Raw genomic sequence first — 19,468 nt, 5'->3', positions numbered from 1 at the left:
GGCTTTAAGCGATCCGCGCTAAGCCCGCCGGATGATCGACCGACCCGCCCCGTCCGCGCTCCGCAAAGTCCTCGTCATTTTCGGGACTCGTCCCGAAGCGATCAAGCTGTTTCCGGTCGTTGCGGCGCTTGCCGCGACCCCAGGGCTGATCGTCCGTACCTGCGTCACCGCGCAGCACCGCGGACTGCTCGATCAGGTGCTCGCGATTGCCGGCCTGGTCCCGGATATCGACCTCGACCTGATGGAGCCCGGCCAGTCGCTCGACCGGCTGACCGCGCGCCTGCTGACCAGCCTGGGCGACGTGATGGATGCGGAGCGGCCCGATCGCGTGATCGTCCAGGGCGATACCGCGACCGCGATGGTCGGGGCGCTGGCGGCCTATTATCGCAAGGTGCCCGTGTCGCATGTCGAGGCCGGGCTGCGGTCGGGCGACATCTACCATCCCTGGCCCGAGGAGGTGAACCGCCGGATCGTGGCGCCGATCGCGGACCAGCATTATGCGCCGACGGAAACCGCAGCCGAAGCGCTCCTCCGCGAGGCGATCGATCCGACGACGATCCACGTGACCGGCAATACGGTGATCGACGCCCTCCATGCCACACGTGCCAAGCTCGCCGCCGACCCGGCCCTCGGCGCCGGGCTTGACGCCATCGCCGAACGGTTCGCGGGGAAGCGCATCATTCTGGTCACCACGCATCGGCGCGAGAATTTCGGCGGCGGGATGGAAAATATCGCGCACGCCCTCGCCCGGATCGCGGCGCGCGACGACGTGGCAATTCTCTTCCCGGTGCACCCCAACCCCAATGTCGTGGCTGTCATGGATGCGATGCTCGGGAACCGGCCGAACATCGCGCGGATCGATCCGCTCGATTATCCCCATTTCATCCGTGCGCTCGATCTCGCGCATATCGTGCTGACCGATTCGGGCGGCGTGCAGGAGGAAGCCCCCGCGCTCGCCAAGCCCGTGCTGGTGATGCGAGAGACGACCGAACGCCCCGAAGGGGTGGCGGCGGGCACGGCGCGCCTCGTCGGCACCGACACCGACCGCATCGTTTCCGAAATATCAACGCTCATCGACGACAAGGCGGCGTACCAGGCCATGGCCCGCGCCCACAATCCGTTCGGCGACGGCCATGCGTCCGCACGGATCGCAAAGGGTGTCGCCGATGGTTTCGGATTCTGAGCTTAACGTCGTCGTCGTCGGCCTCGGCTATATCGGCCTCCCCACCGCCGCGGTGATTGCGCGGACCGGCGCGAAGGTGCTCGGCATCGACGTGTCCGAGCATGTCGTCGAGACTGTCAATTCGGGGAAGGTCCATATCGAGGAAGTCGATCTCGACGGACTCGTCTCGGGCGTCGTCGCGCGCGGCTATCTGCGCGCCGCGACCCAGATCGAACCCGCCGACGTCTTCGTCATCGCGGTCCCGACGCCGTTCGCGGACGATCACGCTCCCAACATCGGCTATGTTCTGCGCGCAGCGACGACGATCGCGACCGTGCTGAAGGCGGGCGACGTGGTGATCCTCGAATCGACCTCGCCGGTCGGCACGACCGAAAAGGTCCGCGACCTGCTCGTGCAGCTGCGCCCCGACTTGAGGGTCCCCGGCAGGACCGGCGAAAGCGCCGACGTCGCGATCGCTTACTGCCCCGAGCGGGTGCTCCCCGGCCGCATCCTCGTCGAACTGATCGACAATGATCGCGTGATCGGCGGCATCACCCCGCGCTGTGCGCGGAAAGCATTGCAATTCTACCGCCGGTTCGTGCGCGGCGCGTGCGTCACCACCACCAGCCGCGCGGCGGAAATGACCAAGCTCACCGAAAACGCCTTCCGCGACGTCAACATCGCCTTCGCGAACGAACTCAGCCGCGTCGCGGATACGATGGAGGTCGACGTGTGGGAGGTGATCCGCCTCGCCAACCGCCATCCGCGTGTCAACATCCTGTCGCCCGGCCCCGGCGTCGGCGGGCATTGCATCGCGGTCGACCCGTGGTTTCTCGTCCACGCCGACCCCGCCAACACCCCGCTGATCCGCACCGCGCGCGAAGTGAACGACGCGAAAATCGACTATGTGGTGGAGCGTGCCGAGGCGATGGTCGCCGCCAATCCGGGGGTGACGGTCGCGTGCCTCGGGCTCGCGTTCAAGGCGAACATCGACGATTTCCGCGAAAGCCCCGCGCTCAAGGTCGCGACCGCGCTCGCGCAGCGCTTCGGCGACCGGCTGTGCGTGGTCGAGCCTTATACCGACCGGCTCCCTGCCGCGTTCGACGGGACGGGCGCACGGCTTGCCGACATCGATACCGCGATCGAGACCTGCGGGATCATGATCGTGCTGGTCGACCATGACGTTTTCAAGTCGGTCCCGGTCGACGAACGCGCCGACAAGCTCGTCTACGATACGCGCGGGATCTGGCCGGACCAGCCGCGCGTGCCCGCGCGGATCGAGCCGATGCGGTTGGCGGGCTGACGTCAGGCGGTCGCGGTCAGCGCGGCACTTTCGGTTTCCTCGATCCAGCCGCCGCCGATGACCCGGTCCCCACCGTACAGCACCGTCGCCTGCCCAGGCGCGACCCCATATTCGGGGGACTCGAAGACAACCCGGTCCCCCTCGCGCCATGCCGGCACGGGCTTCGCCATCGAACGGACCTTGGCCGTCATCGGGCCGTCATAGCCGCCACCAAGCCAGTTGATTCCGCTGAGCCGCGCCGACCGGACCGCCAATGCCGCGCGCGGGCCAACGACGACGCGGCGGGATTCCGCTTCGAGCCGCAGGACATAGAGCGGCTCGGGCGTACCCCCGATCTCGAGACCGCGCCGCTGCCCCACGGTGAAATGGATCAGGCCCGGGTGTAGCCCCAGCACACGCCCCTGCGCATCGACGATTTCGCCTGCGGTATCGGCCTCGGGCCGCAGCTTCTTGACGAGACCGGCATAATTGCCGTCCGGGACAAAGCAGATGTCCTGGCTGTCCGGCTTGCCCGCGACTCCGAGCCCCAGTTCGGCGGCGATCTCACGGACCCGCGGCTTGGGCAGGCCACCCAGAGGAAAGCGGAGATAGTCGAGCTGCGCCTGCGTCGTTGCGAACAGGAAGTAACTCTGGTCGCGCGCCGGATCGAAGGCACGGTGCAGTTCGGCACCCTCCGCCCCCTCGATCCGCCGAACGTAATGACCGGTCGCGAGGCAATCCGCCCCGAGGTCCCGCGCCGCCGTGAGCAGGTCGGTGAATTTCGGGCCCATGTTGCATTGGATGCAAGGGATCGGCGTCCGCCCTGCAAGGTAATCATCGGCAAACCGATCGATCACCTGGTCGCGAAAACGGGATTCATGGTCGAACACATAATGCGCGATCCCCAGCCGGTCGCACACCGCCCGGGCGTCACGAATGTCGCGTCCCGCGCAGCATGAGCCGGCCCGGCCGACCGCTTCGCCATGGTCGTACAGCTGCAAGGTAATGCCGATCACCTCCGCCCCGCTGCGCGCCGCAAGCGCTGCCACCACGGAACTGTCGACGCCGCCGGACATCGCGACGACGATCCGCTTGCCCGCCACGTCGGGCCCCAGTTGAAAATCTGCGTCTATCATGATGGGCGGGAGATAGGCGTTCCCGCCCTCACATGCAAAATCCCGCGAAAAAGACGACGTGCTTTACGTCGCCTTTAGGACCTTTCCTTTAAACATCCACGAATCGCTAGTGGAAGTGTGTGCGTGGACCTGAGTTTTTCCCGATTTGAAGCCGATGGACCGGCGGTGGCACTGCCACCCGACCTGGCCGTGCTGATGGTCGGTGTGGCGGCGCGTCAGGCGGCAAGCCCCACGGCAATGGTCCAGGCGCGTCTGCCGCGACCAGATCGAAACGATCCGTTCACCCCCGCCCACGGGGCGTTCAACCTGCTCGTCTGGGAATTGATCGAAATGCGTGCTGACCGGAGAAAGGCATGAACCCGTCGTTTACCCCGACGCTTTAGCGAGCGTTCAAGTCCGGTGGTTATGACCGTAACGATTGAGATGCAAAGGGGCCCCGCCCCGAGACAAGGTCCTTCAAGAATGATCGAGAACCAGAAGATCCGCCCCGCAAGAGTGATCGGCCCGCTTGGAGAGCCGCTGACTCTCGAATCGCTTCCGCCACCCGAAACGACGCGATGGGTCGTGCGGCGCAAGGCCGAGGTCGTCGCCGCGGTCAATGGCGGGCTGCTGTCGGTCGACGAGGTGTGCGAACGCTATGGACTGACGGTCGAGGAATTCGCCAGTTGGCAACGGGCGATCGATCGTTCGGGCATGCCCGGCCTGCGCGTTACGCGGATCCAGCACTATAAGTCCTTGTACGAGCGTCAGCAAAAATACTGATCGCGGTTTCTGTCGGCTTTGCTCGATCCGGAGCCGGAACAAAAATCGCCAGTCGAGAGTCTTGTCTCCGTCATCCCGGACATAACCGGGCAACGGAGGGTAAAATGGTTGGACTTATTGTTTGGCTCGTCGTCGGTGGCGTGTGCGGTTGGCTTGCCAGCATGATCATGCGTACCGATGGCCAGCAGGGGATCGTTCTCAACGTCGTCGTCGGCATCATCGGTTCGGTGATCGCATCGTTCCTGTTTGGCGCAGGAATCAATGAAGCGATCACGATCAACACCTTCATCTATTCGCTGATCGGCGCGGTCATCCTGCTCGCGATCGTCAACCTGGTTCGTCGCGGCACCGTCCGTTAAGATCCTTTGTCCAACCGGACGATCGGGCCGCTGGGGAAACCCAGCGGCCTTTTTCATGTCCGTGATTATTTGAGCAGGAAGCGGACCGAGACGGTGACGCTCACTTGCGTTTCGCCCGCCGCAATCGGGGTCGATTCGCTACTCTTCATGACCCGTGCCATGGCGTACATCGGCGGTTGCGGCGCCGTCCCGTCATTCGCGCCATTTTCGCTGATCGTCACGATCCGCGCCACGCTCAGACCTGCTGCCTTGGCGTAAAGCTCCGCGCGCGACCGCGCGATCCGCACCGCGTCGGTCCGTGCCTCGTCAAGCGCGGCTTCGGGCTTGTCGAGCGACAGCGTCGGACCATCGATCTGGTTCGCGCCTTGCGCCACCAGCGCGTCGAGGATGCTGCCCGATTTGGCGACGTCGCGGAGCCGGATCGAAACGCTGTTGCTTGCCTGATACCCGCTGACGGCAGGTGGCTGGCCGTCGGTGTAGCGATACTGCGGGCTGAGCGAGACGCTGGCGGTACGTACGTCGTGCGTCGCCACCCCGGCCTGTCGGAGCGCGGCCAGCACGCGGGTCATGCGCGTGGCATTTTCCGACAATGCCGCCGCCGCGGTCTGGCCCTGCGTCACGACCCCGGCACGAATGGTGGCAACGTCCGGCACGCGCGAGGTCCGCCCCTCGGCGGAAACATCGAGCAACGTGCCATCGGGCACCATCGTCGGCGCCGTCTGCGCGAGAGCGGGGGTGGCCGCCGCCAGAACCGCGGGCGCCAGCAGCATGATCGTCGAACGCATCGTCTTCTCCCAGTGTGCCCGGCAGGATAGGCCCGGCATGGATCCCTGGTGGCAGCTTTGGATGAAACCCGCGATGAACAATCGTTCCGATGGCCAATCCGTTTGGCAGCACGCGGCAATGGAGCGACCGCCTCCTGCAACCGCCCGGGAAACTTAGCGCGGCGCGCTGGTTGCGATCGCGGTGCGGCGTTGGCGGCCCCAGCTTTCCCGCCCGGTGAGAAAGGCATGCCAGCCCCATACCGCACCGGCGTGGCGCAACAGCTGGAAACTGAACGGTTCGGCCAGCGCAGCGATCAGGGCGGGGACAAGCGACAGCCCTTCCCGCTGTCCGGTCCAGCGCTTGTAGATGCCAAGCGACCAGAGGTGGAAGCTGAGATCGACGGTGATCTTCGCGACCATCACGATCAGGATCGGAAGGGCAACGGTGAAACGCCCGCTGGCCACCAGTCCGACGAGAATCGCGAAGGCTGCGAGGCCATAGATTGGCTGTAGCGTATCGAGCGCCTTGACCGGCAGCATCGCGGTGCCGAGCCACCCGAAACGCCGTGCGCCCACCATGTCCCGGTTCCAATATTGCGTCTGCAGAAAGCCCCCGAACCAGCGCCGGCGCTGGCGCAGGAACGCAAGCGGGCTGGCCGGCGCATCGGTCCGTGCCAGCGCGCCGCCCACGACCCGCACACGCCAGTCGCGCCCATGATCGACCGCGTGCCGGTGCAGCCGGTGGATCAATTCGTAATCCTCCACCATGCAATCCGGATCGAAACCACCGACCTCGACGACCGCATCCCGTCGGAACGCGGCAAACGCCCCAGAGATCAGCAACAGGCTGCCGAGTTGCTCCCAGGCATGTCGGGACAGGAAATTGCGAACATATTCGTAGCTCTGGAACCACTGGAACAATCGCCCCTGAAGGTCCGGCCCGCATATCGGCGCCAGGACCCCGGTGGCCGCGACGAGTTCGGGTTCCGCTGCAAACGCAGCGCGCATCGCGACGATCGCGCCCGGTTCGAGCAACGTATCGGCATCGACCGTCAGCACCACCTCCGTATCGATCCGCAGCATGGCGGCGTTCAGCGCGCGCGCCTTCCCCCCATGCGGCAGGCGGAGCCATTCCACCGTCGACGCGCCGACGACCTGACCGGTCATCGATCCGATCGCCGGCATGGCAAGCGCGTAGCGCTCGGCCAGCACGTCCGCGGTCGTGTCGCTCGATCCGTCATCGGCGATCAGGATCACGTCCGGGGGTTGCGCTTGCCCCGCGAGCCGATCGATCGCGGCGGCAATCACCCCCGCTTCGTTGTGCGCAGCGACGATCACGCCGAAGCGCGTCACCGTACCCGCCGCGCGCGGCGGCGCATGCCGTAGCCCGCGAATGTTCCACGCGGTGAACAGCAACAGCAGCGTGTCGTAGAGAATATAGGCGATCCCGACCGACCATATCGCCAGCCCTTGGCGCGAGAAGGCCTGGATGGTCAGGACGATGAACAGAATCGGGCCGACCGCACCGATCAACCGGCTGACCAGCGGGATGGCGCGGGGCGTAAGGCGCGGCGACTCGACGACGAGCGTCTGCGAAAGCGTGGTCATTGCGCGGGCGATACCAATGGTGGATGAACCATGGCTGACGGCGCTAGCCTGTCGCGCGCGACGCGACTAGGCTTGCATCCAATTAACGATTGCGGAGCAGAGAGTTGATCCAGCGCTACACCCGAACGGCGATCGTCCTGCACTGGGCTATCGCGTTGCTCGTGCTGCTCAACATTGCCCTGGCGTGGAGTTGGCCGAACTTTCTTCCCGATGCGCAGGTCCGCCCGGCGATCGACCTGCACAAGTCGGTCGGGGTCACGATCCTCGGGCTCGCGCTCCTGCGGTTGCTATGGCGCTTCGGGCACCGCCCCCCGCCCTTCCCGCGCGGCTATGCACGGTGGGAAGTGAACGCGGCGCATGCCACGCATTTCCTGCTCTACGCGATCCTGTTCGCGATGCCGTTGACCGGCTGGATCATGGATTCGGCCTATGAACATGCGGCCGCAACGCCGATGTACTGGTTCGGCCTGTTCCAGTGGCCGCGGCTCGGCGTCATCATGAACCTCGACCCGGTGACCAAGAAGAGCGTCCACGACACGTTCGGCGCGGCCCACGAGCTTATTTCCTATCTCGTCTATGCCCTGTTCTTCATCCACCTCGTCGGGGCGTTGAAGCATCAGTGGCTCGACCGCACGCAGGAATTGCAGCGGATGTGGCCCGGGCGGCGGTAGCGTCGGACTATTTGCCGCGGCGCTGCTCGAACACCGCCTTGGACAGCGCGACGTGGACGCCCTTGTTGCGGTCGACCAGCTCGGTCACCTCGACATCGCCCGCGACGCTCAGCAGCATATAGGCGTCGTCGCGGGTCATGCCCTTCTCCGCGACGAGGAAGTCGATCATGTTGCGCAGCGCCTTGCGCGTCGCGTTGCTGAGATCGTCGTCGAACCCCATCGCGATATAGTGGGTCGGCGTCTCGGCGCGTGGATAGGACGTCAGCTGGCGCTTGTGCAGGATGAACTGTAGCCGCCCGGTGAGCGAGGTCTCGAGCGCGGTGATATCGACCTCGCCATTGCCCTGCGCGGCATGGCCGTCGCCGACCTGGAACAGCGCGCCCGCGGCATGGACCGGGAGGAACAACGTCGTCCCCGCCACCAGCGCCTTGTCGTCCATGTTGCCGCCGTTGATCGTCGGCGGCGCGCTGTCATAACGCCCGAACGACGGCGGCGGCGCGACCCCCATGCTGCCGAAGAAGGGATGGAGCGGCACCGTGATGCCGGGCCCGAACCGCGCGACCATCGCCTTGGCGTCGAGCGGGACGATCTTGGTGCGGGCGTAGGGGAAGTCGTCGGTCAGGAACCCGGCCCCATAACGGAAGCCGTTATAGGCATAAGGGACCGCGAGATCGACCTTGAGGATCCGGACCTCGAGCGTGTCGCCGGGCTCCGCCCCCGCGATCGCAATCGGTCCGGTCAGGATATGGCCACCCGGGCCGCGCTCGGACGCCGGGACGCCGGCGAATACGGCGCGTAGCGCTGGTTCGACGTCGGCGGGCGCTACGCCCGCCTTCTCGAGCCCGGTCGGGCTGTTGGTGAGCAGTGTGTGGACGATCACCGTATCGCCTGAATCGATCGTCAGGACGGGCTTGGAGGTCGCATCGTAATGCCCCCAGGCGACGGTCGTCGGGGTCGCGGGCAAATCGACCGTTCTCGCCGCAAGCGGCGCCGCCACAATCAGCCCCATAACCGCCGCCAGATACCGCATCCGCTTGTCCCCATTCGCTTTTCGATGCGACCGAGGATGGCGGATGCCGCGGTCAGCGTCCAGCCAGGATCGCCGCGATCGCCTCGGCCACCCCATCGTCATTGTTGCTCGCGACGACATGGGTCGCCTTGGCGCGGACCGGTTCCGGCCCCTGCCCCATGGCGTAGGAAATCGCGGCGCGGGCGAACATTGGCAGGTCGTTCGCCTGATCGCCGAACACCGCGATCTGGTCGAGTGGAACGCCCATCGCCTCCGACAATGCCGTCAAGCCATCGCCCTTGTTCCCCGACAGCGGGGTGACGTCGAGATAGTAAGTCTGCGACTGGACGATCGTCGCGGCATCCGCGAACCGGTCCATCCGCCCGCGCAGGTCGATCAGCAGGTCGGGATCGTCGCTGACGAAGGTGATCTTGTCCGCCCGGTCGAGCAGGTCGGTGAAGTCCGTCGTGACGACCGGCTGCTGATTGGACGCGCGGCGTTCGCTGTCGACATGGCCGCCGACGTCCGTGGTCGCATACCATTGGTCGTCGGCGAACACCCAGGTGTCGACCGCGGCGCCCTTAGCCGCGGCCAGCGTGCCGTCGACCACCGCCCGGTCGATCCGGTCCGCGTTGAGCACCGTGCCGTCGCGTTTGAACAGCGTACCGCCGTTGAAGGCGCCCATCGGCGCGTCGATCCCGAGCGTCTCGGCAATCGGCATCATCCCCGAACGCGGCCGCGCGCTGATGATGCTGAACCCGATGCCGGCGGCGCGCAGCTTCGCGACCGCCGCCTGGACGCCAGGCGTGACCTGCTTCTTGCCGTCGACCAGCGTCCCGTCGACGTCGGAGACGACCAGCCTGATCGTCCCGGTCTCGTGCTGCCGATCGCTCACTGCGGCATCTCGACATGCCCGCCGAAGCCGAAGCGCATCGCCGACAGCAACTTGTCGCCGAACGTATGATCGACGCGGCTGCGGTAGCGCGCGAACAGTGCTGCCGACAGGACGTAGACGGGGACCGCCTCTTCCATCGCCGCCTCGACCGTCCAATGCCCCTCGCCCGAATCCGCAACCTTGCCGGAGAACTGCTCGAGCGACTGGTCCTTCGCCAGTGCCGATGCCGAAAGATCGAGCAGCCATGACGAAATCACCGATCCGCGCCGCCACACTTCGGCGATGTCGGTCAAGTTGAGATCGAAGCGCTCGTCCTCGGGGAGCTTGTCGGACGCCTTGCCCTTGAGCACGTCGAAGCCCTCGGCATAGGCCGCCATCAACCCGTATTCGATGCCGTTGTGGACCATCTTGACGAAGTGGCCCGCGCCCGGGGCGCCCGCATGGATATAGCCCTGCTCGGCGCGCGGGTCTTCCTTGTCGACGTTGCGGTCGGGGGTGCGCGCGATCGTGCCCATGCCCGGTGCCAGCGCCGCGAGGATCGGGTCGATATGGTCGACCGCCTCCTTCTCGCCGCCGATCATCATGCAGAAGCCGCGTTCCAGGCCCCACACACCGCCCGACGTGCCGACGTCGACATAGCGGATGCCCTTTTCCGCGAGCATCTTCGCACGGCGGATATCGTCCTTGTAGAAGCTGTTGCCGCCGTCGATCACGATATCGCCCGCCTTGGCGAAGCCGCCGATCGTCGCGACGGTCTGCTCGGTCGGGTCGCCCGCCGGGAGCATTACCCAGTAGATCGCGGGACTGTCGAGCTTGCCGGCCATGTCTTCCAGTGACGTGGCACCGACCGCCCCGTCGCCGACGAGCTTTTCGACTGCCGCGGTGTCGCGGTCGAACACGACCGTCTCGTGCCCCGCGCGCATGATCCGGCGCGCGATGTTGCCGCCCATTCGGCCAAGGCCGATGATACCGATTTTCATGTCGCGCGCACTCCTGAGGGGATCCGAGAAAAAAACGTCCGCCCCGGAGAGTTCCGGGACGGACGGCTAAACGTGCAAGGTCGCTTTAGGCTGCAACCGGATGCTTGGCAGCGATCGCGCCGAGCAGATCGTCGAACGCCTTGGAGAAGGAAGCGACGCCCTCGTCGACCAGTTCGTCGGTGACGCCGTCGAGATCGAGCCCGAGCCGCTCGGCTTCCGACAGGACATGGCGGGCACCCGCGATATCCTGCGTGAGCGTCTCGGTCGCGGTGCCGCGCAGGCGGTAGGCGTCGAGCGTCTTCGGCGGGATCGTGTTGACCGTGTCCTTGCCGATCAGCGAGTCGAGATACAGCGTGTCGGGATAGTCCGGGTTCTTCGTCCCGGTCGATGCCCACAACAGCCGCTGGACCTGCGCACCCTTGGCGGCGAGCGCCTGCCAGCGCGACGACTTGATGAACTCCTCATACCACGCATAGGCCAGCTTGGCGTTGGCGATCGCGACCTTGCCCTTGAGCGGCTTGGCGGCATCGCCACCGACTCCGGCGTCGATCTTGTCGTCGATCTTCGAATCGATCCGGCTGACGAAGAAGCTCGCGACGCTGGCGATCCGGTCGATCGGCTCGCCGCGTGCGGCGCGCTTTTCGAGACCCTCGACATAGGCTTCCGCCACCGCCTGATACGCGCTCTGCGAGAACAACAGCGTGACGTTGACGTTGATCCCGGCGTCGATCGTCGCCGCGATCGCGGGGACGCCAGCCGGCGTGCCCGGGATCTTGATCATCACGTTGGGCCGGTTGACCGCCTTCCACAGCTTCTGTGCCTCGGCGATCGTCGCATCGGTGTCGTTCGCCAGATAGGGCGAGACCTCGAGGCTGACATAGCCGTCCTTCGCCTCGAGCCGGTCATAGACCGGACGGAGCGTGTCCGCCGCCGCCTGAATGTCGAGAATCGCGAGATGCTCGTACCGGTCGATCGTCGGCGCTTCCGGGTTGGTCTTGTCGTATGCGGCGAGCTCGGCGTCATAGGCGTCGCCATGCCCCATCGCCTTTTCGAAGATCGACGGGTTGGAGGTCACGCCGGTCAGCGCGTCCTCGTCGACCATCTTCTGGAGGCTGCCCTCGGCGAGAAACTTCTTCTCGACGAAGTCGAGCCAGACCGCCTGGCCGAGTGCTGCCAGTTCGTTGAGCTTGCCCATCACTTGGTCTCCCGCAGTTCGTTGGCGATCTTCACGATATTGTCGACCGTGAAGCCATATTTGTCCTCAAGCTTGGCGATCGGCGCGGACGCACCGAAGGTCGACATGGTCACGGTCTTGCCGTCGAGCCCGACGTAGCGATCCCAGCCGATCTCGCCCGCCATCTCGATCGCGATACGCGCCTTGACGCTCCTGGGCAGGACCGATTCCTTGTACGCCGCATCCTGCAGCTCGTAGCGATGCCAGCTCGGCATCGACACGACGCGCGAGGCGACACCGCTTTCCTTGAGCTTCTCGTGCGCGGCGACCGCGAGCGAGACTTCCGAGCCCGTCGCGATCAGAATGACCTCGGGGTTCTCGTCGCCGTCGAGGACATAGGCGCCCTGCTTCAGGCCATCGGCGCTCGCATATTTGGTCCGGTCGAGCGTCGGCAGCGCTTGGCGCGAGAGCACCAGCGCCGTCGGGTGGCTCGCATCCTCGACGATCGCGCGCCACGCGGCGGCGACTTCGTTCGCGTCGCCCGGACGGATCGTATCGAGCCCCGGGATCGCGCGGAGCGTCGCGAGATGCTCGATCGGCTGGTGCGTCGGGCCGTCTTCGCCGACGCCGATCGAGTCATGCGTGAACACCCAGACCGAGCCGACTTCCATGATCGCCGACAGGCGGATCGGTGCGCGCATGTAATCGCAGAACACCAGGAAGGTAGAGCCATAGCCACGCAGGTGCGACAGCGTCATGCCGTTGACGATCGCGCCCATGCCATGCTCGCGCACGCCGAAGTGGAAGTTGGTCCCGCCGTAATTGTCCGCCTCAAACGAGGGCGCACCCTTGATGTCGGTCTTGGTCGACGGCGCAAGATCGGCGGAACCGCCGAGCAGCCACGGCAACTTGGGCGCGATCGCGTTGAGCACCTTGCCCGACGAATCGCGCGAGGCGACGCCCTTGGCATCGGCTTCGAAGACGGGAATGTCGGCGTCCCAGCCGTCCGGCAAGCTGTCCGACAGCATAGAATCGAGCATGTTGGCGAGCTCGGGATGCGCCGCGCGATATTCGACGACCTTGGCTTCCCATTCCTGCCGCAGCGGGCCGGCGCGGTCCAGCATCGACGCCTTGAAGCGCTCGGCGACGCCTTCGGGGACGTAGAACTGCTTGTCTTCGGGCCAGCCGTAGGCCTGCTTGGTCAGGCGCACGTTCTCAACGCCGAGCGGCTCACCATGGGCCTTTTCGCTGCCCGCCTTGGGGCTGCCATAGCCGATCACCGAATGGACGACGATGAAGGTCGGCTTGTCGGTGGTCGCCTTGAACGTCTCGAGCGCCGCGCTCAGCGCCGCCGTGTCGTTCGCATCGTCGACGTGGATCACGTTCCAGCCGTAAGCGACGAAGCGCGCGCCGACGTCTTCGTCGAACGCGAGCGCGGTGTTGCCCTCGATCGAGATGTGGTTGCTGTCGTAGATCCAGCACAGGTTGGACAGCTTGAGATGCCCGGCGACCGAAGCCGCCTCGGCCGAAACGCCCTCCATCATGTCGCCATCGCCGCACAGCGCGTAGACGTCATGGTCGAACAGCGTGAAATTCGGCTGGTTGAACTTCGCCGCCAGCCAGCGCTCGGCGATCGCCATGCCGACCGAATTGCCGCAACCCTGGCCGAGCGGACCGGTGGTAGTCTCGACGCCCGTCGTGTGACGATATTCGGGATGGCCCGGGGTCTTCGAATCGAGCTGACGGAACTGCTCGAGGTCGTGGAGGCTGAGCGCGGGCTTGCCGGTCTTGTTGCCCTCGGCATCGATCTCCTCGATCCCGGCAAGGTGGATCAGCGAATAGAGCAGCATCGACGCATGGCCGACCGACAGGACGAAGCGGTCGCGGTTGGGCCAGTCGGGCGTGGTCGGGTCGTAGCGCAGGAACTTGGTCCACAGCGTCTGGCCGACCGGAGCGAGCGCCATCGGCGTGCCTGGGTGCCCGGAATTGGCGGCCTGTACCGCATCCATCGAAAGCGTGCGGATCGTGTCGATCGCGAGCCGATCCGGGCTGCCGTCTTCGTGGACGCCGGCGGCTGCGGCGGGCTGGGTCTGGGTATCGGCCATGAAGGGGGTTCGCCTTATCGTTTCGCCCTGAACGCTCGCGCGTCGGTCGGGTTGCGGTGGTGAGCGGGCTTTAATCTGCAGTTGCGTCGCGTTCCAGTCGCGTCACGACGCCGTGGTCCGCAATATAGGTAGCGGACACCTCGGTTAAAAACAGGCCGTGCCCCAAAGCGCCGGGAATCGTGCTGATTTCGGCGGCAAGGCGGGCATGGTCCGCGTCGGGCGGAAAAGCGCAGTCGAGCACGACATTGCCCTGATCCGTGGCGAACCCGGCCCGCTGCGTCACCACGGCGCCAACCGCGGCGAGTCGGTCGGCGACGAACGCCGTGGCGAACGGCAGCACCTCGATTGGGATCGGCGCGGCTCCGATCGCGGCGACGCGTTTCGATGCGTCTGCGATCACGATCATCCGGGCGCTGGCGGCGGCAACGACCTTCTCGCGCAGCATCGCACCGCCCGCGCCCTTGATCGCGCGGAGCCGCGAATCGATCTCGTCCGCGCCGTCGATCGTCAGGTCGATTCGCGCCGGGAGATCGATCAGCGCGATCCCCGCAGCGCGCGCGGCCGCGGCGCTGGCCAGGCTGGTCGGGACCGCGCGGATATCGAGCCGCCGTTCGCCAAGGGCAGTGATCGCGAACGCCGCAGTCGACCCGGTGCCGAGCCCGACGATCATCCCGGCGCGGACTTCCTCGATCGCGGCGAGGGCGGCCGCGCGCTTGTCGGACTCGTTCATGAGCGTGCCTTAGCACCACGGCGGGGCACGGGAACCCGGGAAAGGCGCGGACACGGCATTCCGCTACCCCTCGACAGCGGGGCGAGGGGCAAGATGGCTTCAGGGCGGCCGCGTCCTCCGCAAATTCCACTGGCTCCCTGCGCGTCGGCAGGGCAAAGCCCCGGTCCATGTTCGAGAAAATCCTGGCCACGCTCGCCACCTTCACCATCTGGGTCATTTCCAGCGGCGGCTATGTCGGCATCGCGCTGCTGATGGCGATCGAGTCGGCGTGCATCCCGCTGCCGTCCGAGATCATCATGCCGTTCGCCGGCTATCTCGTCTCGGTCGGGCGGTTCAACCTGTACCTCGCCGCGACCGCCGGCGCGATCGGGTGCAATCTCGGGTCGATCGTCGCGTATGAGATCGGGAAACGCGGTGGACGCCCGCTCGCCGAGCGCTGGGGCCGGTACGTGCTGGTCGGGCCGGGCGAGCTCGATACGGCGGATCGGTTCTTCGCGCGGTTCGGCGGGCTGGCGGTGCTGATCGGCCGGCTGCTGCCGGTGGTCCGCTCGTTCATCGCCTTTCCCGCCGGAGTCGCGCGGATGCCGCTGATCCCGTTCCACCTCTACACGTTCCTCGGTTCGTGGCCGTGGTGCTTCGGGCTCGCCTGGGTCGGCATGACGCTCGGCGACAAGTGGAACAGCGACCCGCGGATCAAGGCGGCATTCCACAGCGCCGATCTCGTGATCGGGATCGTGCTGATCGCGGCGGTCGGTTTCTACATCTGGCACCGTGTACGCGGCTTGAAGCGGCGCTGACGCATCCCGACATCCTTTTCATGGCAGACGCGTAACTTCGCCGGTGCGGCCGACGAATAGCATGCTGCTCCAGAAAAGGTTTTCGCGATGCTCAAGCCCGTTCTCATCACCGCCGCCCTGGCCGGCGCCGCCGCGTTCGTTTTCGCCGGCGGCGCGGCGCAAGCCGAACGCGCCGTTCCGATCCCAGCCGCCGCGGCCGACGTGACCGGCGTTTCGGGGCCGCAGACCGCCGTCTTCGCGGGTGGCTGCTTCTGGGGCATGGAAGCGGTGTTCGAACATGTGAAAGGCGTGCGCCAGGTCACTGCGGGCTATGCCGGCGGCACGCGCGACACCGCCACCTACGACCAGGTCTCGACCGAGACGACTCGCCATGCCGAAGCGATCCGCGTCGTCTATGACCCGGCCAAGGTCAGCTATGCGACGCTGCTGCGGGTCTATTTCTCGATCGCGCACAATCCGACCGAGCTCAACCGGCAGGGTCCGGACAGCGGGATCAGCTATCGCTCGGCGATCTTCCCACAGACGCCTGCGCAGCGCGGCGTCGCGGCGGCGTATATTGCGCAGCTCGGCAAGGCGCGGGTGTTCCCCAAGCCGATTGTCACCAAGATCGAAAGCGGCGGGTTCTTCCCGGCCGAGGCGTATCACCAGAATTTCTACGACCGGAACCCGAACCACCCGTACATCGTGACGTTCGACAAGCCCAAGGTCGCCGCGTTCCGCGCCGGGTTCCCGCAGCTCGCGAGCTGAGCGGGGCCATACTACTATTTTATTCTACTTCACCGGCGAAGGCCGGGGCCCAGTAGCGAGACCGAAGAATGCAGGCGGTTGCGCTTCGTTACCTCGGACACCTTGACTGGGCCCCGGCCTCCGCCGGGGAAGGTATCTAAAAGTTCTAAAACCCTAAGCCGCCAGCCGAAACCGCAGCAACCGGTCCTCGACCGGGATCAGCGCCTCCGCGCCCTTCCCCACCGCGCGGACGATCTCGGGATGCTGCGCGTCCAGCCCGCCGGTAAGCGCGCCGAACGCCGGCAGGATCAGCTTGGTCGGCGTCGCGACGAAACACCGCCGCGAGACATTCTGGCCGCGCACCCGCAGCCGCAGCTTGGGGTGGAAATGCCCGGAAAGTTCGGGCCGCGTCTCGGTCGGGTCGGCCTCGTGCCGCAGCACCAGGGCATCGACCACCGCCTCGTCGACCACCGCGCCGCCGCAGCGATCGACCAGCCCGCTGTCGTGGTTGCCCGTGATCCAGGTCCAGCGCGTCGCGCCGGTCAGCGCCCGCAACCGCTCCTGCGCGATCGCCGGGAGCCGATCGCACCCGCCGTCATCGTGAAAGCTGTCACCAAGGCACCAGACTTCCCGCGCGCCGGTCGCCGCGACGTCCTCCGACAGCCCGCCCAACGTGACAAGCGAGTCATACGGCGGCAGCATCTGGCCCCGCTGAGCGAACCAGCTCGCCTTTTCGAAATGCAGGTCGGCGACGAGCAGCGCCGCGCGTTTCGCCCAGAACACGGCGCCGCTACGGAGCGCTAGCAAATCATGTCCGGCGAACGAAAAGGGAACCATGTCGCCGCCCATGCATCAAAGGGTGGCTTCATGCAACGTTCACGAAAGCGCTTGCGCTCCGTGTCCACAAGCGTAAAGCGCGCCGTCCTTCCCGGCAGGTCGCCCAACCCCTTATGTCTGCTGCCACCGCCACGTCCACCGCTTCCCCGTCGCATGGCGCGACGCCGCATCCCGCGTTGTTTGCGCTGACGATCGGCGCGATCGGCGTCGTCTTCGGCGATATCGGCACGAGCCCGCTCTACGCGTTTCGCGAGGCGCTCGAGCTGACCGCCAAGGACGGGCTCGACCCGGGCGAGATCCTCGGCGTGTTGAGCCTCGCGATCTGGTCGCTGATCCTCGTCGTGACGATCAAATATGTCGTCTTCCTGATGCGGATGGACAATCAGGGCGAAGGCGGCGTGCTCGCGCTGACCGCGCTCGCGCGGCGGGCGCTGGGCCGCCGATCGCTGATCGCGCTGGTGCTGGGCGCGGCGGGCGCGTCGCTCTTCTATGGCGACGCGATCATTACCCCCGCCCTGTCGGTGCTGTCCGCGGTGGAAGGGTTGAAGACCATTCCGGGCATGGAAAACGTCTTCGACGAACAACTGATCCTGCTGATGACGATCGTCATCCTGATCGCGCTGTTCGCGATCCAGAGTCGCGGCACGGCGAGCGTCTCGCGCCTGTTCGGCCCGGTCTGCCTCGTCTGGTTCCTGGTGCTGGGCGCGCTCGGCCTGTGGCATATCGCGGACGAGCCCTCGATCCTGCGCGTCATCTCGCCGCATTATGGCGCGCTGTTCCTGCTGCACCACGGCGTGACCGGGCTGTTCGTGCTGGGCGCTGTCTTCCTGACGGTGACCGGCGCGGAAGCGCTGACGGCGGACATGGGGCATTTCGGTCGCCTGCCGATCCGGATCGGCTGGTTCGCGCTCGTCTTCCCGTGCCTGATCTGCAACTACCTCGGCCAGGGAGCCTTTGCGCTCAATGCACTCGAGGCGGCGAAAGCGGCGGGGCAGCCGTTCCACAACCAGGACTGGTTCTTCCTGATGGCGCCCGTCGGCCTCCGCCCGTATCTGATCGTGCTCGCAATGGCGGCGACGGTGATCGCGAGCCAGGCGGTCATCACCGGCGCCTATTCGCTGACGCAGCAGGCGATCCAGCTCGGGCTGCTCCCCCGCCTCCGCATCCGCCAGACCTCGGCGACGCAGGCGGGGCAGATCTACCTTCCCTCGATCAACTGGCTGCTGCTGTTCGGCGTGCTGGTGCTGGTCGTCCAGTTCCGCACCTCGTCCGCGATGGCGGCGGCGTACGGGATCGCGGTGACGGGGACGATGGTCGTCACCACGCTGCTCGCTTATATCGTGGTGCGGCATCGCTGGAACTGGGGCCGCCCGCTCGCGCTCGCGGTGATCCTGCCGTTCCTGACGCTCGACCTGATCTTCTTCGGTGCGAACATCCTGCGCGTGATCGAGGGCGGCTGGGTGCCGCTGGTGGTCGCGGGCGCGATCGGGCTGGTCATCTATACCTGGAACCGCGGCCGCGGGATCGTCCGCGCGTTCGAGGCGCGGCAGAGCGTCCCGCTCGCCGACCTCGCCGCTGCGCTGGCCAAGCGCCCGCCCGAGCGGGTCGAGGGAACCGCGGTGTTCCTGACCGCCAACCCCGACAGCGCGCCGGGTGCGTTGCTGCACAACCTCAAGCACAACAAGGTGCTCCACGAGAAGAACCTGATCGTCAGCATTCGCACCGCCGACCGCCCCTCGGTCGCGCCCGAGGAACGCGCCGAGATCCGGCAGGTCGACCCCAATTTCACGATCGTCGTGCTGCATTACGGCTTCATGGAATCGCCTGACGTGCCACGCGACCTCGGGCTCGAGGCGACGTCGCACAAGAAGGTGCTCAACCCCGCCAAGACGAGCTATTTCATTGGCCGCAACACGATCAAGCCCGCCGCCGACCAGGGGATGCCCTTGTGGCAGGACCGGATCTTCATGTTCCTGCAGCGCAACGCGAGCGACCCGACCGACTTCCTCAAGATCCCGCCTGGCAAGGTGCTGGAACTGGGCGAACAAGTTACGGTCTGAGGCGATCCACGCAACGGTTGGGCACGCGGAAGGTTAGGGGAAAGTTAGGCGGAATGCGTTCCGCGTTCCGCGCCCCGGCTGGCGGAAGGTCGCCCCAGCGTTTTCATTTGCGGATCGGTGCCGAGCGTGTCGCGCGCGCGGCGGAGGCGCAGCGTTGCGCCCTGCGTGCAGGTGCGTGCCGACGGTTTCAAAGAGCGGGGACGAGCTATGGCAAATCTTCCGCTTGTAGGACAGGCTAGTGACCAGGGTGCGCGCAGCGGTGGGGGTGGCTGTCGCGATGTCTGGAAACGCCGGTGGGTTCAACGGGTGGTCGCAACGCATCATTCTCATGATGAGAAGGAGTGGTGCGATGAAGCAGCGTCGTCGGATATATTACTCGGCCGCTCAGCGGGCAGAGATCTGGGACAGGTA

The 19,468-nt window shown here is 66.2% G+C and carries 19 protein-coding genes; 9 read left to right on the top strand and 10 right to left on the bottom strand.

All coding sequences use genetic code 11. From position 1 onward, the window contains the following. The first annotated feature begins 31 nt into the window (after window positions 1-31). The gene (gene wecB / locus L8K25_RS12390) at window positions 32-1,183 is read left to right on the top strand and encodes a UDP-N-acetylglucosamine 2-epimerase (non-hydrolyzing) (RefSeq protein WP_242139304.1); all 1,152 of its coding nucleotides are present in this window, start codon (window positions 32-34) and stop codon (window positions 1,181-1,183) included. After that, window positions 1,167-2,465, top strand: coding sequence for a UDP-N-acetyl-D-mannosamine dehydrogenase (wecC, locus tag L8K25_RS12385; RefSeq protein ID WP_242139303.1), 1,299 nt, complete (start codon window positions 1,167-1,169; stop codon window positions 2,463-2,465). The genes wecB and wecC overlap by 17 nt, the downstream gene beginning before the upstream one ends. Before the next feature lie 2 nt (window positions 2,466-2,467). Here the strand turns inward: wecC and mnmA are convergent, their stop codons facing one another. Next, a complete protein-coding gene (gene mnmA, locus L8K25_RS12380) occupies window positions 2,468-3,580 on the bottom strand; it encodes a tRNA 2-thiouridine(34) synthase MnmA (RefSeq protein ID WP_242139302.1) in 1,113 nt (370 codons plus the stop codon). A gap of 123 nt (window positions 3,581-3,703) precedes the next feature. Here mnmA and L8K25_RS12375 point away from each other — a divergent pair, with 123 nt between their 5' ends. The 3 genes from L8K25_RS12375 to L8K25_RS12365 all read left to right on the top strand — a co-directional run bounded on the left by L8K25_RS12375 (window position 3,704) and on the right by L8K25_RS12365 (window position 4,701). Then, window positions 3,704-3,937 carry a hypothetical protein gene (locus L8K25_RS12375; protein ID WP_242139301.1) on the top strand — a complete coding sequence of 78 codons (234 nt, stop codon included), beginning with the start codon at window positions 3,704-3,706 and terminating at the stop codon, window positions 3,935-3,937. Between the two features lie 105 nt (window positions 3,938-4,042). Further along, complete coding sequence (locus L8K25_RS12370) at window positions 4,043-4,342, top strand: DUF1153 domain-containing protein (RefSeq protein ID WP_242139300.1); 300 nt, start codon at window positions 4,043-4,045, stop codon at window positions 4,340-4,342. Window positions 4,343-4,446: 104 nt separating this feature from the next. After that, window positions 4,447-4,701 carry a GlsB/YeaQ/YmgE family stress response membrane protein gene (locus tag L8K25_RS12365; protein WP_242139299.1) on the top strand — a complete coding sequence of 85 codons (255 nt, stop codon included), beginning with the start codon at window positions 4,447-4,449 and terminating at the stop codon, window positions 4,699-4,701. Window positions 4,702-4,766: 65 nt separating this feature from the next. Here the strand turns inward: L8K25_RS12365 and L8K25_RS12360 are convergent, their stop codons facing one another. After that, window positions 4,767-5,486, bottom strand: a complete 720-nt coding sequence (locus L8K25_RS12360) for an SIMPL domain-containing protein (RefSeq protein ID WP_242139298.1) — start codon at window positions 5,484-5,486, stop codon at window positions 4,767-4,769. A 153-nt stretch (window positions 5,487-5,639) separates the two neighbouring features. Continuing rightward, window positions 5,640-7,073, bottom strand: a complete 1,434-nt coding sequence (locus L8K25_RS12355; protein ID WP_242139297.1) for a glycosyltransferase — start codon at window positions 7,071-7,073, stop codon at window positions 5,640-5,642. Between the two features lie 104 nt (window positions 7,074-7,177). On the opposite strand from L8K25_RS12355, the gene L8K25_RS12350 reads away from it, so the two are divergent. Beyond that, window positions 7,178-7,744, top strand: a complete 567-nt coding sequence (locus L8K25_RS12350) for a cytochrome b (protein WP_242139296.1) — start codon at window positions 7,178-7,180, stop codon at window positions 7,742-7,744. 7 nt (window positions 7,745-7,751) lie between these two features. On the opposite strand, the gene L8K25_RS12345 is transcribed toward L8K25_RS12350, so the two are convergent. From L8K25_RS12345 to rpiA, 6 genes are all read right to left on the bottom strand, one after another. Next, complete coding sequence (locus L8K25_RS12345; protein ID WP_242139295.1) at window positions 7,752-8,774, bottom strand: acetamidase/formamidase family protein; 1,023 nt, start codon at window positions 8,772-8,774, stop codon at window positions 7,752-7,754. A 52-nt stretch (window positions 8,775-8,826) separates the two neighbouring features. Next, a complete protein-coding gene (locus L8K25_RS12340; protein ID WP_242139294.1) occupies window positions 8,827-9,648 on the bottom strand; it encodes an HAD family hydrolase in 822 nt (273 codons plus the stop codon). Continuing rightward, on the bottom strand, window positions 9,645-10,628 hold the full coding sequence (gene gnd / locus L8K25_RS12335) for a phosphogluconate dehydrogenase (NAD(+)-dependent, decarboxylating) (RefSeq protein WP_242139293.1): 984 nt from the start codon (window positions 10,626-10,628) through the stop codon (window positions 9,645-9,647). The genes L8K25_RS12340 and gnd overlap by 4 nt, the downstream gene beginning before the upstream one ends. Window positions 10,629-10,713: 85 nt before the next feature. Beyond that, a complete protein-coding gene (gene tal, locus L8K25_RS12330) occupies window positions 10,714-11,823 on the bottom strand; it encodes a transaldolase (RefSeq protein WP_242139292.1) in 1,110 nt (369 codons plus the stop codon). Next, window positions 11,823-13,907: a transketolase gene (gene tkt, locus L8K25_RS12325; protein WP_242139291.1), complete on the bottom strand. Its 2,085-nt coding sequence runs from the start codon at window positions 13,905-13,907 to the stop codon at window positions 11,823-11,825. Before tkt ends, tal begins: the two co-directional genes overlap by 1 nt. 70 nt (window positions 13,908-13,977) lie before the next feature. Beyond that, the gene (rpiA, locus tag L8K25_RS12320) at window positions 13,978-14,637 is read right to left on the bottom strand and encodes a ribose-5-phosphate isomerase RpiA (RefSeq protein ID WP_242139290.1); all 660 of its coding nucleotides are present in this window, start codon (window positions 14,635-14,637) and stop codon (window positions 13,978-13,980) included. A gap of 167 nt (window positions 14,638-14,804) precedes the next feature. Here rpiA and L8K25_RS12315 point away from each other — a divergent pair, with 167 nt between their 5' ends. Together L8K25_RS12315 and msrA are read left to right on the top strand one after the other, a co-directional pair. Then, window positions 14,805-15,434, top strand: coding sequence for a DedA family protein (locus tag L8K25_RS12315; RefSeq protein ID WP_242139289.1), 630 nt, complete (start codon window positions 14,805-14,807; stop codon window positions 15,432-15,434). A gap of 87 nt (window positions 15,435-15,521) precedes the next feature. After that, window positions 15,522-16,181 (top strand): peptide-methionine (S)-S-oxide reductase MsrA, encoded by a 660-nt coding sequence (gene msrA / locus L8K25_RS12310; protein ID WP_242139288.1) that lies wholly within the window; start codon window positions 15,522-15,524, stop codon window positions 16,179-16,181. A gap of 153 nt (window positions 16,182-16,334) precedes the next feature. On the opposite strand, the gene pdeM is transcribed toward msrA, so the two are convergent. After that, window positions 16,335-16,997, bottom strand: coding sequence for a ligase-associated DNA damage response endonuclease PdeM (pdeM, locus tag L8K25_RS12305; protein ID WP_242139287.1), 663 nt, complete (start codon window positions 16,995-16,997; stop codon window positions 16,335-16,337). A 113-nt stretch (window positions 16,998-17,110) separates the two neighbouring features. On the opposite strand from pdeM, the gene L8K25_RS12300 reads away from it, so the two are divergent. Then, window positions 17,111-19,057, top strand: a complete 1,947-nt coding sequence (locus tag L8K25_RS12300; RefSeq protein ID WP_242139286.1) for a potassium transporter Kup — start codon at window positions 17,111-17,113, stop codon at window positions 19,055-19,057. Window positions 19,058-19,468: the final 411 nt, after the last annotated feature.

This window comes from Sphingomonas sp. TREG-RG-20F-R18-01, assembly GCF_022662475.1.
Lineage (GTDB): Bacteria > Pseudomonadota > Alphaproteobacteria > Sphingomonadales > Sphingomonadaceae > Sphingomonas.
The sequence above is the reverse complement of the archived record's forward strand: the minus strand, read 5'-3'. Positions and strand labels throughout refer to the sequence as shown.